Genomic DNA, 15,494 nt, shown 5'->3' with positions numbered 1-15,494 from the left:
AGTTATGTACCTCCGATGGTGTAGTCGGCGTCGCGGTTGTTCTCGCTGTACTGCTGGACGAGCATCGCGTCGACCGCGTTCACCTGACCGTCGCCGTTGACGTCGCCGTAGGCGGCATCAGAGCCGCTCGAGGCGGCCTGTGCGATTGCGGACGCGTCGTCCGCGTCGACGTCGCCGTCGAGGTCTGCGTTCCCGAGTTCGTAGCCTTCGAACTCCACGGAGACCTGCGTCCCGACGCCGGTCTGGTTGAGTTGGACCCGCGTCTCGTCGTCGACCGTCGTCTGGCTGACGAGGTTCGCGTCGGTCGTCGCGACGCCGTTCCCGCGGAACGGTTTGTCGCTCGGCGGTGCGATGTCGTAGACGACCGTGCCGTCACTCTTCGAGATGGTCACGGACACCGTCGTGTTGACGGGCGTCTTCGCGTTCCCGTCCGATTCCGAGGTCGAGTCACCGACGAGCGACGGCGCGTCGCCGACGTAGGCGACGGGTTGGATGCTGTCGTCGCCGTCGACGAAGGTGACAGACGCCGTCTCGGAGATACCGACGCCGACGGTGAACTCGGGCGCGTTCGTCAGGCTCGCGCCGACCGTGTGGTCGCCTTCGAGCACCGTCTCGCTGACCGAGTCGGCTTGGCTCTGTCCGTCGAGGACGACGGACGCGCCACTGACGGCGTTTCCGTCGTTGTCCACGACGCTCGCGTTGACCGTTCCGACGCCGCTCACGTCGAGTTGTTCGGTCGTCCGAACGTTGTTCGGCTCGTTGTACAGCGGGCGCGCGTCGGCGGTCAGCGACGTGGTCCCCGCCGATGAGACGGTCACGTTGAAGTGGTAGGTCCGGGATTCGCCGGCCGGCACCACTTCGCCCGTGATGACCAGGGATTCGCCGGTCGAGATCGTACTCTGCTGGACGGCCGCGTCCCGCAGATCCGACGTGTCGTTCACGTACACCGCGTCTTCGGCTCCGTTCGGGAGGCCGACCGGACTGCTAATCGGGACCTCGACGAGCGGGTTGAGGAGCGCGGTGCTGTCGTTGTTCGTAACCGTTACTGCAATCGTCTGGTTGCCGTTCGTGCTGAGGTCGTCCGGCGCGTCGATTTCGACGCTGAACGGGTCCGCAGCAGACACAACGCCCGGACCGACACCGAACGATATCGATGCCACGACCAGGAGGGCAGCCAGTGTCGTTGAAAGTTTTCGTGTCATCGTTTCTCCTCAGTTGGTGTCCTCGTACTCTTGTTCGTTGACGAGCTGTTCGGACTCGGCACCGACAACGACTGGAGTCTGAGTCGAGTTCTCGACGGTCAGCGTGATAGTACCGGTCTCACGAAGCGTCTCGAGTTCGTCAGTCGTGAAGGACACCGTGGCCGTCGGCGTGTTGCCGTCGACGGTGACGTCCTCCGTGAAGGTCGAGTTAATTTCGACCGTCACCGTCTGCGCACCAGCGTTCCGCTGGTCCGCCGTGGTGAGAGCGTCGATTGCGACGCCGGTCGCACGCGTGTTACCGAAGGAGCCACCCTGCTGGTAGATGCTGACGAGGTAGCCGACACCGTCGGAGACGGTATCGTTGCTCGCCGCCGTGTAGCCCTCCGCGGCGTTCAACGCGATGATCGCGTTGCCCGTCGCGCGGGCCTTCTCACCGGTGTTGCTCCAGTACGGCGAGTTCGTGTAACCAGCCCAGGAACCGTCTTCCCGCTGGTTCGCCGCGAGCCACTGGACACCGCTGTCGAGGGCCATCGACACGTTACCCGAACTCAGTTCGTTGTTGACCTGCGTCCAGAGGGTGTCGCTGTCGTTGACCGCTGCGAGCGCCTGCACCGCGTAGGCGGTTGCCTGCGCTTCTCTCGAACCGGCTTCCCAGCTTCCGTCGCCGTTCTGCTGTTCGATGAGGTAGACCGCTGCGTCGACGCTGAACTCGTTGGCGGCCGTCTGTGCGGTCGCGTTGAGGTCGTCGCCAGCGCGGTCGATTGCGACCGTCGTGTAGGCGGTCGCGGAGGTGTCGTCGCGGAGGAAGTACCCGCTCGGGCGGACACGTCCGTTGTTGCGCTGTTTGTCTGCCAGCCAGAGCACCGCACCGCTCTGGTTGATGTTTTGCAGACTCTTGTTCACGTCCGTGCGACTGCTCTGCACCGTGTCGTCGGAGACGGCGCTCACGCCCTGCAGGGCGTAGATGGTGTAGAACAGGTCACCGCGCGGGTTGTTGCCGTACATGCTCCACGCGCCGTTGTCGTGCTGGGAGATGTTGACGTACGCACCGGGCGTGTCCTCATCGGCGAGCTTGCTGATACCCGCGCTAATCGTGCTGTTCGCACGGTCGCGGTCGTAGTTGCTCGGGAGGTCACCGTTGCGGTAGTACTGGTCGGTCCGGAGCGCGGACATCATCTGGGTCGTCGTCTGTTCGACACACCAGTAGGGGTAGGAGAACAGGTATTCGAGACCCTGAAGCGTCCGTCCGTCCGTCCCGGACTGCACAGTCACGTTGAGGGTGTGCTCGTAGGTCGTCGCGTCCGAGATGTTGAGTGCGAGCGACTGCGTCTCGCCCGCGGACTCGAGCGTCGTCGCGTTCGTCGTCGTGTAGCGGACCTTCGGCACCGTGACGTTCGTCGTCGCGGACGCCGTGTCGCTCTGGCCGAACGCTTCGACGGTGACGTCTAGCTGCGCGTCGTCGATGTCGGCGGTCGTGTTGCCGCGGACCTTCCACGCAACCGAACCGCCCTTTGCCGACGACCGGACCTGTTTCTCAGCGCGCTGTCCGTCGACGAGTTCGAGCCCCGCGGGGAGCGAAACCGTCGCGTTGACGTCCGAGGGGTAGTTCGCGTCGAACTCGGCGAGGACGGTGACGGTCGAGTTGTTCACGACCGTCGAGGGCACCGAGACGTCCTCGTCATCGATGCTCAGCGTGTACGGCTTCACCGTGACGTTCTTCGTCGACTCGTTGTTGTCGAACGGGACGCCGTCGGAGACGCTCGCGGTCACGACCTTGTCGCCACCCGTCGCGAAGCTGTGGGTGACGCGCGTCGTGTTGGGCTGTTGGACGCCGAGGTTTCCGATGGTGATGTTCTCCGTCGTCCCGTCGTCGTAGTCGACGGTCACGTTGAACTCACCGGTCGGCGCGGTACCGTTGTTCTTCGTGAACACGACGAGTGTCGCGCTCTGGCTCTGGAGCACCGTGCTCTGTCCCTGGATACGGACCGCCGGGTCGGCGTAGACCACGCGCGTGGAGTTGACGACCTGGTTGTTCGTCTCGTCCGTCTCGGGAATCTCGTTCGCCGGGTCGACCGTCGCGGTCACCCGCGCGTTACCCTGTGCGAGGGTTCCGAGGAGTTCCTCGCTGGCGAACTCGGTCAGGTCGTAGCTGAGCGTCGTCTCGTTGTTCGGCGCGTCGGTGCTGTCGGAGAGGTTGCCGGTGTACTTCGTGTACGTCTCCGTGGCACCGTTTGCGGCCTCGACGGTCAGGTTGACCGTCGCGTTCGAGACGTTGACGAGACCGTCGTTCGAGACGGTCACGGAGGCGTTCACGCCGTCGTTGAACCGCTGTTGCTGTTCGACGTCGAGTTCGGGCGAGAGGTCAGCACCCTCCGCGAGGCGGAAGGTGAGGTTCGCGCCGCTCGTGTCGACCGTGAGGTTCTGCCAGTACGTCCGGTTGACGAACCGGTCGTTCTCCGGCGGCGTGACACGGACTTCCATGTCGCCGCGGACCTCGATACCGGTCTTGTCGCCTTCACCGGCCGGGAGGAGCCCGTCGGCGTTGGACTTGTACGCGACACCCGAGCGGGTGCCGTCGTTGTTGTGGTGGACCGCAATCGTCGCGTTCTCCACGGGGTCACCGTCTTGGTCGACGACGGTGACGTTCAGCAGGCCGGCGTCGGGGAGCGTCGTGTTCCCGACGTTCAGAACCCGCTCGGTTCCGCGCGTCGTGTGGAGCGAGTAGATGTCGGGCGACCCGTCGCGCGGGTGGTCGCCGCTCCAGCCGCTCGCTTCGTCCTGCACGTACGCAATCGTCTGTGCGGTTCCGTTGACGACCGGCACGAGGAACCGACCATTCTCGTCGGTGAACGTCTGTCCGACGAACCACGACTCGTTGCCGGGGTTCGTGCGGCTTGTGTAGACGAGGTCGTCCACGGCGGCGCTCCCGTCGGGCAGCTTGACGTAGCCCTTCGCGAGCGGACCGCCGGTGACGCGTGCGCTGACCTCGTTGTTCGTCTCGCTCGCCTCGGCGATTTCGTCAGCCGGGTCGGCGATGACGCGAACGGAGTAGTTCCGCGCGTCCACGCGTGCGAGCGTCGTGTTGATATCGACCGACTCGCCCGCGGCGAGGTCGACCGACCGACTGGTGAGTTCTTCCCAGGACCCACCGTTGTCGGCTTTCGCCTCCACGATTACGTCGACGCCCGTCGCCTCGACGTTACCGCGGTTCTTCACCGTCGCGTTGACCGGCACGACGCCTTTCGTGACGTTCGTCTCGACCGACAGCGTCGGCGTGATGTCCGGTGCCTTCACGGTGACCGTCTCGGGCGAGAGGTCGCCGATGCGGACCGTGTGCTCACCGAGTTCGAGACCGGAGACGGTGAACGAGACCGTCTTCGATTCGCCCCCGTCGAGCGTCACAGCCTTCGTCTGTGTGATTTCGTCGTCGACCGAGAGCGTGGCGGTGAACGTGTCCGACACGTCGCCGGTGTTCGTGACCGTCGCGCTCACGTTGACCGCGTCCTCGAGTCCGATTTCGGTCTCGTTGACCTGCTGGTTCGAGTACTCGAGGTTCGCCGGTTTGTCGACCGTCACGGTCTGGGCGGGAAGCCCGTCGACCGCGATCTGGTACGTGCCGGGTCCGAGTTCCTTCTCGAAGGTGACCGTCGTGGATTCGTCGGGTGTGAGTGTGCCGTTCATCCACTCGACGGTCTGGCGGTCGATGACGAGCGACGCGTTGTACTCGCCGGTGCCGGTCCCGTTGTTACGGATGTCGGCGCTGACGACGGTCGTATCCCCGGGCGAGACTTGGCTCGGAACCGTGAGGTTCGAGTAGACGATGTCCGGGACGCCGCTGACCTCGATGGCCGTCGGCGGCGCTTCGTTGACCGTCACATCGTACGTGCCCGGCGTGTCGAAGCTCAGTTCGAACTGCTCGACGACGGTCTCGCCTTCGTCGACGAACACCGTCTTCGACTCGACGGTCTGGCCGTCACGCTTGAGGTCGACCGTGAAGTTTCCACCGAAGTAGTCGGTGTTCTCGATGGTCGCGTTGACCGTCACCGTCTCGTCCGTCGTCACCGACGTCGACGAGACGTTGTAGTCGGTGAGTTGGATTTCCGGCGTGATGACGTACAGGTCGACGCTCGACGAGATGTACGCGGTTCCGTCCGACGGCTCTTTCGTGACCGTCGCGGTTCCGGACTCGACGGGCGTGAACGTCACCTGACCGTTCGAATCGGTCGTGAACGTCTTGCCGTTGTAGGTCACGTTCGCACCAGCGACGCGGTCGCCGGTGTCCGCTCGGGTGACGTTGAGCGTGACGCTGTCTCCCTGCTGGATTTCGACCGCGCTCGGCTCGATGTTGAGCTGGACGCCGTCGACGAGCTGGACGGTCGCCTTGTTGCTCAGCGTCGCCGTGCCGTTCTGTGCGGTCGCGAAGTGAACGACAGAGTAGTTACCCGGCGTGAAGTTCTCGGTCGTGCGAAGCGTGACCGTCTCCTTCGGTCCGCCGACGGTTCCGTTGATACTCGTGTAGATGACCGTGTCGTCGGTCTGGGTCACGCTGTCTTCACCGGCGAGCCGCGAGAGCAGCGAGACGATGTTCGTGTTCCCGTTGTAGCGGCTCGCGGGAAGCGTGCTCCCGGCGAAGTTCGTTCCGGGCTTCACGTCGGTCGCTCCCTCGATTCGGTCGATGGACGACTGAATCTCCTCGACTTCGCTCCCGTTGAGCTGAATCGTCTGCTGCTGGTCGCCGAGGACCGACTCGTTCAGGAGAATCGTCGTGTGCGAAACGTCGTCCGTGCCCAGGTTCGACGCGTCGACGTCGACGTTCACGTCGTTGCCGACCGCGGCGACTTCCGGCGGCGTCACCGTCGACCGACCGTCCTGCACGAGGAAGTGGTCGAAGCCGACGACCGTCACGTTCCCTTCGGCGGTGAGGTTACCGGCCGAGGAGCCCTGCACCAGACCCGGGTCGGTGCTGTTTTCGACGAGAACCGTCGCGAAGATGTACTGTCCGGACTTGTCGGGGGTGAATTTGAAGTTCTGCTCTCCGCTCTCCCCCGTGAACTTGCGAACGATTTCGGCGTTCGTGTCTTCGCTCGTCGTGAGCAGGTTGCCGATATCGCTGATGCCACCCGGTTGCTTCGCGCCCTCCTTCAGGCGGACAGCGACCAACTGGACTTTCTCCCCGTCGACCACGCTGCTCTTTCCGGCTTTGCCCGGATTGAAGGTCGCGGTGATCTCCGTCTTGTTGAAGACGTAGATTCGATTTTTGTCCAAACTGGTTTCCAGGTCGCTCGTCCCGACGAAGATATTCGTGTTCCGTATCTCGTGGCTGATGTACGGGACGTCGTCGAGTGTGACAAATTCACTCGACGCTGCTGGATTATTTGGCCGGAGTGTCAGTAGTGAATACTGCCACACGGAGACGTTCTCTCCGGCGTCTATCTTCAACTCGTCACTCACCGCGGGTGTCGTTGCTCCGTCGATCGGAACGGAACCCCCTCCGCTGAGTGAGGCCGATGCATCTTCTGAGGCGAGGGTGCTCGCGCTAACGGGCCCTACCACCATGGATAGAACCACAACCCCCGTCAGAACTAAACTCAAGAGTTTAGTCCTGTTGCTGGTCGTAGGCCTCATGGTATGTTCATCTGATAGGAGAGATAAAATACTTCTGTATCGACCATGATTTTATTCAGAGACATATACCCGAATAATACCGTCCGGCTGTATTGACACTCATCCAAACCGACCAACGGTCTGGCTGTTTTGTGACCGTGGTCACATTAAAGAAGGCGGGTAGTCTTGTGAGTAGCATATGCGAAGACGCCGGTTCCTTACTGCGTTCTCTGCGATGGTCGTCGGAACTGCCGGCTGTGCGCAGGAGTCCGACACGGAGGCGTCGACCCAGTCAACCACGACGACGGCGCTCCCGACGAAAACGCCCTCACCGTACGCCGAGCAGGCGGACGAGTTTCGGGCGTTCCTCCAACAAGAGGAGATATCCATCGTCGAACTCCTCCCGCAACCGCCGGCGAACACGGTGGAACTCACGTACGTCTCGAACGAAGCGCAGTACGAGGAAGTCGGCGGGGAAATCGGCACGATCGCCGGCGGCTTCTTCAATCGCGTCGCAAACGGCTGGGAGGCCGAACGCCTGAACGCAATCGTCATGGACAGCCCCGAGTCTCGCTTCGGAACGTGGCACGCGAAGTCGTCGTGGTTCGCCGACTACCAAGACGGTGAGCTCTCTGCGAACGAACTCTCGCTCAAAGTGCTGGACACACTCTCGCGCGCGGAAGACGCGTAAGTAACTGATTCGGTGGGTTCGTCTCACGTCTGGACCGCCGAGGCCCCGGGCACGACAGTCGGTGAGACCGACCGCTTTTAGTGAGTCCTTGTCGCACCCATAGCCGATGCCCTCCGATACGGACTGGCTGTCGTTCGTCCCACGCTCGGTTCGCACTACTCCCGCGGACCTGCTCGCGGTCGTGGTGGTAGTCGTCCTCACCTGCGGTGCGGTCACCGTTCCCGGCGTTCGCGACACCCCGCTCCGAATCGTGCTCGGCCTCCCGTGCGTGCTTTTCGTCCCCGGCTACGCAGTTATCGCCGCGTTGTTTCCCGAGGCTGGGCCGTCAGTTGCCGCGGACGGAGACGCCGACGCGGCCGACCGGACGGGAATCGACGGTATCGAGCGGGTCGCGCTCTCGTTCGGGACGAGCATCGCCGTCGTCTCGCTTCTCGGGCTTCTCCTCAACTTCACGCCGTGGGGGCTTCGACTCGTTCCAATCGTCGTGTCCATCGGGGCGTTGACGGTCGTTGCCGCGGTCGTCGGGTCGCGTCGGCGGGCTGCCCTCCCCGAGGGCGAACGTTTCGGCGTCACGGTCCGGTCCAGTCTCCCGGATGGCCCGAACCCCTTCTCGTCCGGGTCGCGGACCGACGCGGCGTTCGCCGTCGTGTTGGTGCTCTGCCTCGCGGTCGCCGTCGGGGTCGGCGGATACATGGTCGCCGCTCCCGGGTCCGGGGAGTCGTTCTCCGAGGTGTACGTGCTGACGGAGAACCAGTCCGGGCAACTCGCCGCGGAGGACTACCCGACTGAGTTCACCGCGGGGGAGCCGACGCCGCTTACCGTCGTCGTCGGTAATCACGAGGGGACGCAAACCGACTACGTCGTCGTCTCACAGCTCCAGCGCGTTCGGGTCGCCAACAACACCACGACGGTCCTCGAACGCGAGTCTCTCACGCGGTATCGACCGTCGGTCGACGCCGATTCGACGTGGCGGACCGAGCACGCGGTCACGCCGACGATGACCGGCGACCGGCTCCGACTCACCTACCTCCTGTACGAGGGAACGGCACCCGCGGAGCCGACGGCCGAAAACGCCGCCCAAGCGGTCCACCTCTGGGTGAACGTCACCGACTCGAATTCCGAATCGTCCTGACCGGCCCCACTAGTTTTCTCGGACGGCCGCGAACAGCGCCTGCACGTCCACGACGTTGACGCGGCCGTTCCCGGAGAAATCGAACGCCTCCTGACTGTCTTCGACCGCCCCAGCGTTGCGGTGGGCGAACAGCGTCTGCACGTCGGCGAGCGTTACGTTGCCGTCTCCGTTGACGTCCTCGTAGCGGCCGTCACCGTCGGGGTCGGTCGGTGGCGCTGTTTCGGTCGTCACGGAGGGTGGCAGCTCGGCCGTTTCGTTGACCGCGCTCCACGTGTCGAGCATCCCCGCGCCGACGGTCGGCGCTGTCTGCGGGAGCGGTCGCGCCGTCGACCGGAGCACCCGGGTCACGTCGGAGCGAGTCGCGTTCGGGTTCGCGTCGAGAAGAAGCGCGACCGTGCCGCTCACGTGCGGGGCCGCCATCGACGTCCCGTCGCGGGTGACGTACGGTTCGGCCTCGTCGGTCTGTGACGTCGAGTACGCGGACGTGACGTTCTCACCGGGGGCGATGAGGTCGATGCCGGGTCGCCGGTCAGCCCCGAACCCGACCGGGCCGCGGCTCGAAAACGAGGTCACGTCGGACGCTGTCTGCCGTGACGCACCGACGGTAATCGCCCCCGCCGAAGCGCCGGGGCTCGCCACGGAGCGGTTCCCGAGCAACCCGGCGTTGCCGGCCGAGATGACCGCGACTGTGTCCGTCGTCGTCACGAGCGAGTCGACGTACCGAGAGAACTGGTCGCTCCCGTTCGACGGGTAGTACGCCGTCGTTCGGTACCGATACGACACCGACTCGGGGTGGTCGTTCTCGACGTCGAGCGACCAGTTCCCGGGGGTTTCGATTGCGGTCCCGTTCCGGGGTGTGAATCTCTGGTACGCGATTTGTGCCGGCACGCGCCCGTCAGCGAACCACCACCCCGCATCGACGCCTCTGAGCGGGGTTTCGCCCGCGGGGTCTCGAAGCGTCACCGAGAGGTTCCGCATGACCTCGGCGCGCCGCTCGTCGCTCTGTATCTGCTCGCCGCCGACCCGCGTCGGTTCGACGAGCACGTAGACGTACGCCGGTTTGAACCCGTCGTACTTCGCGTTGGTCTGGTACACGCCGGAGCCGTTCGCGTAGAGTTCGATGTCCGCGGTTCCGGTCTCGTTCGGCCGGACCCCCCGTTCCCCGCGGTACTCGAGCGGGAACGGACTAGCACCGAGACTCGCGGAGACCACGTCCGCGTGGTTCTCGGCGCTCCACTCCATCGCCGCCATCACGTCCGACATACTGCCCTGTCCGTCGGCGTTGAGGGCGCGCGCGCCGAACAGCCGTGCGCCGGGTGCGACACCGACCGATCTGTTCGCGTCTGTCCTCCCGGCGACCGTCCCCGCGACGTGCGTGCCGTGGCCCCACGGGTCGAACGGCTGCGACGAGTCGCCGACGAAGTCCTGCCACCGAACGACCTGCCCGCGGAGCGCCGGGTGGCTGTCGTCGATGCCGCTGTCGATGACGCTGACGTTCGCGCCCGTACCGGTGATTCCGCGCTCCTGTACCGCGTCGGCGCCGATGGATTTGACGCTCCACGACTCCGTTCCGCTCGTCGCGCGCTGAACGCTGTCGGGTCGGACCGTCTCACCGTACGCGGACAGCGAGTCCAGATACGCGGAGACGCTCGGCGACACCGATCCGGTCGCGTAAATCGGCCTGTCGTAGTGAATCGCGGACACGTTCGGCATCCCGCCGAGCGTCCGCACGACAGCGGGCGTCGCCTCGACTGCGAGTGCGTTTCGAGTCCAGAAGGGTTTCACGTCCGCAACGGTCCCGTTCGCCCGCCGAGCGTCGAGGAATTCGCGCACGTCGGACTGCGTCCGGTTGGTCGTCGCTCTGATTTGTGCGCGCGTCGTCGTGTCGTTGCGACCGCCCCCGTCGCGCGACTGGTCGTCGAAGACGAGGATTACCGGGACGAGTTCGTCCGACTCCGCGCGCGATAGTCGATACGCCGCGACGCCCGAGAGAACGTCGCTCCCGGTCGTTCCGTTGTCGGATGCAGTCGTGTTATTCGCGGAGTCGGAGACGGTCGCCGCGGCCGTACTGCGTTCGGGTCCCACTGAGTCGACGTCAGTTGTGGGGAGCGCCGCTTTCGAGACCGGCGCGAGCGTCGCGCTCAGGAGGAGACAGAACACGATGCCGACGACGACGGCCCGTGTCCCTCGTTGCGTTCGAATCATCTCTTCGAGAGTCGTCTGGGTGGGAACACGGCTGTGACGGCGAGCATCTTACTCGATAGGTAGTGTCCATCCCGGCTACAAGCCTAAAACATCCATCGGTCGTGCCGACTCGTCGACCGAATAGTGTAACAGGCATACTCACATTACACTCCGTGCCGACGGCTGCACCCCGGCGTCCCGCTCGCCGCCGGTCCCGGAACAGAAAAGTAGTCCGACTCTCAACACGCCGGTACCGAATTCGAATGTCGACTCGACAGGCTCTCGTCGTTCCGCTCGGACTGCTTGTGCTCGTCGGTTCCAGCCTCGCCGTCGCCCCCGTGGGGGTGGCGGCAGCGCAGGACGACGTTTCGGTCGTCGTGACGCCGGCGTCCCAAGAGACGGACGTCGGGTCGACGACGACCTACGACCTCGTGGTCCGCGGCCTCGACGGCGGCGGGGTTGGCGCGGTCGACCTGACCGTCCGCGTCAACGGTTCGATTGCGTCCGTCGCTAACGCGTCGTTCGTTCCCGACCCCGGCCTGAACGAGGTCACGTACGACGACGGGCGTTCGCGAGTTCGGCTCTACGGCGCGCTCATCGACACGTCGCAGTCCGGGTCCGTCACTATCGCGACCGTCACCGTCGAAGGCAGCGCGAACGGGACGTCCCCAATCGGCGTGAACGTGACTGACGTCGGGAGCGAAGCGGGTGTCAGCTACCGAATCGACGCCGTCGAGAACGGGAGTCTCGCCGTCGGCGAGGTGAGTTCGAACGCCACGACGACCGCGGAAGCAGATACGGTCGATGATAGTTCGTCGTCCCAAGACGGCGGTGGCGGTTCCGATGCTGACTCGGACGCTACAGGTGGGGAGTTGACCGTCTCGGCGATGGGTAGTTCCGGGACGGACGCGAACAACACGAGTTCGCCCGCGACGTCGTCGTCATCGACGGCGAGCGCAACGACGGACGGACAGGACGAGACCACACGAGCCACCACCGAGCGCTCGACGGAATCGACTGAGACGGCCGTTCCCGGCCCATCGATACTCCTCACCGCCTGCTCGCTCCTCGCCGCAGTGCTGTGCTTCTGGGTGAGAACCCGCTCCGATTGAATGGGAACCGCGGTGTCGTTCGCCACGCGCGTCACCGACGAGTCGCACCTCACACCGCCCCCGTCCTGACCGGACCCCACAAGCGATAGTTTAGTTATCCCGCCCCGTCCACGACCGTACATGGCAACGGCACGACGCGAGCGGTTCATCCGCGCCCAGCTCGCCTGGATGCTCGGCGCGACCCTCGTCTTGGTCCTCCTCGACTCGCTTTCGTACGAGCTGGTCTTCGTCGTGTCTCTCATCGGTTTCCTCGTCGTCGTCGAACTCACCGCGCCGGTCGCGGTGACGCCCGCGTGGCGGCGGCGGCTCCTGTGGCTCATCGGCGGCGGCCTCGTCGTCTTCGGCTACATCGTGGTCAGACGCATCCTCGACATCCTCCCACCGGGGGTGTTCTGAGTGCGCGTCGGCTCACGCGAGGTCGGCTCCCCGCACCTCTTGGCCGCGGCGCTCCTCGTCACGATGCTCCTCGGTGTCGGCGTCGGCGCGAGCACCTCGTCGTCCACCTACGGCGCGTTCAACGCCGCGTGGGACGGCGGCTCCGGAATCCGTGGGGTCGCATCGGACGCGGGTGCCGAGACCGAAGTCGTCTACAACACCACCGAGTACGGCGAGGTCGACCCCGCGGGAACCGTCGCGTTCGTCATCTCGCCGGAGCGGGGCTACACCGACGCCGAGGCCGACCGCATCGAGGCGTTCGTCCGGGCCGGCGGGACCGTCGTCGTCGCCGACGACTTCAGACCCCACGGCAACGACCTGCTCGGCCGACTGGGCGCGTCGGCGCGCATCAATCAGACGCCGCTCCGCGACGACCGCCACCAGTACAAATCCGGGGCGCTCCCGGTGGCGACGCGCGTCGCCGCGGACCCGCTGACCCGCGACGTGACGCAACTCACGCTGAACCACCCGGCGACGGTGACCGAAAACGAAAGCACCGTCCTCGTCCGCTCGTCGAACTTCTCGTATCTCGACCGCGACGACGACGGCGAACTCGACGAGAGCGAGACGCTCCAATCGCACCCCGTCGTGACCACAGAGCGCCTCGGCGCGGGCGACGTGGTCGTCGTGAGCGACCCGAGCGTCTTCATCAACGCGATGCTCGAACGGCCGGACAACCGGGCGTTCGCCGAGGCGCTCGTCGCCGACCGGCCGACCGTCGTGTTGGACTTCTCGCACGCCGAGGAGCGCCCGCCGCTGCAGGTCGCGCTCCGGGCGCTCCGGGGCTCCGGCGGACTCCAACTCCTGTTCGGCGGGGTCGTCGTCGGCGCGGTCGCGCTCGTCGCCCGCAGCGGCCGGCGCTCGTAGTCTGTCGTCGCGGCCGCGGCCGTCCGGCTCCGTCGACCCGCTCGTCTGGCCCGCTCGCTCGCCGGGGAACCGAGACCGCAGTTATATGTGGTCGCCGTTCTGAGTGTCTCGTATATGAGTGCTCCCGAAGAGGTCTACGAGGCCATCCTAGACGAGACGTCACAACTCCTCGTCGGGAACGAAGACGCGATAGAGGCGCTCACCATCGCGTTGCTGACGAACGGGCACGTCCTCCTCGAAGGGGTTCCTGGCGTGGCCAAGACGACCATCGCCAACCTGTTCGCCCACGCCGCGAACCTCGACTACCAGCGGATTCAGATGACGCCCGACGTGCTGCCGGCGGACATCACGGGCACCCACATCTACCGCGAGAACCTCGGCGAGTTCGAACTCCAGCGGGGGCCGGTCTTCTCGAACGTCGTCCTCGCCGACGAGATCAACCGGGCGACGCCGAAGACGCAGTCCGCCCTCCTCGAAGCGATGGAAGAGGGACAGGTGACCATCGAGGGCGAGACGCTCAAACTCCCCTATCCGTTCATGGTCGTCGCCACGCAGAACCCTATCGAGTACGAGGGGACGTTCAACCTCCCGGAGGCCCAGCGCGACCGCTTCCAGTTCAAGGTCGTCGTCGAAATCCCGGAGCGGGCCGACGAGCGGGAGATTCTCGAACGCTTCGACCGCTCGCCGTCGCTCAAGCCCTCGGACATCTCGAACGTCATCGACGACGCCGACATCGGGGAGGCCCGACAGGTCGTCACGGGCGTGCACGTCGACGACAAAGTGTTCGACTATATCCTCGACCTCGTCGGCGCGACGCGGACGCACGCCGCGGTCGACTTCGGCGCGTCGCCCCGCGCCTCGCTTGCGTTCCTCCGGGCCGGCAAGGCCGCCGCGGCGATTCGCGGCCGCGACTACGTGATTCCGGACGACGTGAAGCGACTCGCGCCAATCATCATGTCGCACCGCCTCGTCCTCGGGACCGAGGCGGACATCAGCGGGCGCGACCCGCGAGAGGTCGTCGAGGAGGTCGTCGACACCGTTCCGACGCCCGAAGTCGACCTCAACGAGTCGGCGACGCCCTCCGTCGCCGGCGACGACGACTGAGCGCGACCCGCCGACGGCTATCGCCGCTCGTCGGCTTCCGCCTCTGCTTCTGCGTCTTCGGCTTCCGTTTCACCGGTCACAGATTCTTCGGCCTCACTCTCGGCCTCCGACGCCGCGCTCGCGGGTGACTCAATTTTGTCGTCTTCGACGTCCCACCGGCAGGTGACGGCGAAGTCCATCTCCTCGCCGGCGGCGACCTCGGCGACGACCGGCGCGTCGAGACCGTGGGCGACGGCGACGGCGACGAACGACGCGACGGGCGTGTCGAACGTCTCGGCCGACCCGAACCGGCAGTCCTCGACGCGGACCGTCAGGCGACCGTCTGCAGCGTCCGTCTCGGCGGTCGCGGTCTCGGCGAGTTCGAACAGTTCCACGAGGGCGTCGGTCGCCTGTCGGGCGAGCGTCTCGGGGTCGTCGCCGAGCGGGCCGTCGAGGCTCCGCTCGAACTCGTCGAACAGGCCGCCGCCGCTGGGGTTGAACGCGACGCCGCGCGCCAGTTCGTCGTCGCTGACGACGAAGGTGTCGCGGAGCGCCTCGGCGTCGGGAAGCGCGTAGCCGCGATGCTCCGGGACGAACAGCCGAACGGCGTCGCGGCCGGCGTCGGGGACGTAGACCATCGTGTCCTGCAGGCCGAGTTCGTCGACGACGGCGGCGTGGTTGCTCGCGTGCGCGCCGAACACCGACGAGCCGACGCCGACGGGGATGAACCGCTCGGGGCTGAGATACCGCGTCACCGCGGCGGCGAACAGCCCGATAGCCCCGAGGACGACGAGCGTCTCTCGGACGGGCGGAAAGACCGCACCGCCGAGGAGGCCGGCGACGCCCAGGGCGGCCAGCGCGGTCGCGGTCTGTCGGTACCGACCCCTTCGAAGCGCCTCGTAGCGCTGTCTGAGCCGGGCGTTCTCGCGGCGGAGGTCGGCGACTTCGACGCGGTCGGGGGTCGCCTCGTCGGTGTCGCCCCGACCGGCGTCGCCGTCGCCTCGAGCCGCGGCCGAAACGACGGTGCGAGTCTCGCCGTTCGCCAACTCGCGGTCGGGTCGGTCCGAGGGGCTGTCCGCGCTCATCGCTCCGCCCCCGCGTCCGGCGCGCTCACGAGGCCGAGGGCGACGCGCTCGTAGCGGTGAAGCCCGTAGGCTGTCTCTTATACACATCTCTGATGGCGC

Annotated in this window: 10 protein-coding genes; 6 read left to right on the top strand and 4 right to left on the bottom strand. The window is 65.9% G+C overall.

From position 1 onward, the window contains the following. Positions 1-2: 2 nt before the first annotated feature. Together C457_RS15025 and C457_RS15020 are read right to left on the bottom strand one after the other, a co-directional pair. The gene (locus C457_RS15025) at positions 3-1,124 is read right to left on the bottom strand and encodes a dockerin type I domain-containing protein (protein WP_239640762.1); all 1,122 of its coding nucleotides are present in this window, start codon (positions 1,122-1,124) and stop codon (positions 3-5) included. A gap of 87 nt (positions 1,125-1,211) precedes the next feature. Continuing rightward, a complete protein-coding gene (locus C457_RS15020; RefSeq protein WP_239640761.1) occupies positions 1,212-6,467 on the bottom strand; it encodes a CARDB domain-containing protein in 5,256 nt (1,751 codons plus the stop codon). Between the two features lie 538 nt (positions 6,468-7,005). Here C457_RS15020 and C457_RS15015 point away from each other — a divergent pair. Together C457_RS15015 and C457_RS15010 are read left to right on the top strand one after the other, a co-directional pair. Next, a complete protein-coding gene (locus tag C457_RS15015; RefSeq protein ID WP_233514224.1) occupies positions 7,006-7,497 on the top strand; it encodes a hypothetical protein in 492 nt (163 codons plus the stop codon). 106 nt (positions 7,498-7,603) lie between these two features. Beyond that, entirely contained in the window at positions 7,604-8,629 is a 1,026-nt protein-coding gene (locus C457_RS15010; protein WP_008095936.1) for a DUF1616 domain-containing protein, read from the top strand. A 9-nt stretch (positions 8,630-8,638) separates the two neighbouring features. Here C457_RS15010 and C457_RS15005 read toward each other — a convergent pair whose 3' ends face one another. Next, positions 8,639-10,834 (bottom strand): S8 family serine peptidase, encoded by a 2,196-nt coding sequence (locus C457_RS15005; protein ID WP_008095934.1) that lies wholly within the window; start codon positions 10,832-10,834, stop codon positions 8,639-8,641. Positions 10,835-11,076: 242 nt separating this feature from the next. Here C457_RS15005 and C457_RS15000 point away from each other — a divergent pair, with 242 nt between their 5' ends. The 4 genes from C457_RS15000 (at position 11,077) to C457_RS14985 (ending at position 14,331) form a co-directional block, all read left to right on the top strand. Then, on the top strand, positions 11,077-11,925 hold the full coding sequence (locus C457_RS15000) for a hypothetical protein (RefSeq protein WP_008095932.1): 849 nt from the start codon (positions 11,077-11,079) through the stop codon (positions 11,923-11,925). 120 nt (positions 11,926-12,045) lie between these two features. Next, positions 12,046-12,321, top strand: coding sequence for a hypothetical protein (locus C457_RS14995; RefSeq protein ID WP_008095929.1), 276 nt, complete (start codon positions 12,046-12,048; stop codon positions 12,319-12,321). Further along, entirely contained in the window at positions 12,322-13,227 is a 906-nt protein-coding gene (locus C457_RS14990) for a DUF4350 domain-containing protein (protein WP_008095927.1), read from the top strand. It begins immediately after the preceding gene. A gap of 114 nt (positions 13,228-13,341) precedes the next feature. Beyond that, complete coding sequence (locus C457_RS14985; protein WP_049913619.1) at positions 13,342-14,331, top strand: AAA family ATPase; 990 nt, start codon at positions 13,342-13,344, stop codon at positions 14,329-14,331. Between the two features lie 17 nt (positions 14,332-14,348). On the opposite strand, the gene C457_RS14980 is transcribed toward C457_RS14985, so the two are convergent. Further along, on the bottom strand, positions 14,349-15,395 hold the full coding sequence (locus C457_RS14980; protein ID WP_008095924.1) for a hypothetical protein: 1,047 nt from the start codon (positions 15,393-15,395) through the stop codon (positions 14,349-14,351). Between the last annotated feature and the right edge of the window lie 99 nt (positions 15,396-15,494).

This window comes from Haloferax prahovense DSM 18310, assembly GCF_000336815.1.
In the GTDB taxonomy this organism is placed as follows: domain Archaea; phylum Halobacteriota; class Halobacteria; order Halobacteriales; family Haloferacaceae; genus Haloferax; species Haloferax prahovense.
The sequence above is the reverse complement of the archived record's forward strand: the minus strand, read 5'-3'. Positions and strand labels throughout refer to the sequence as shown.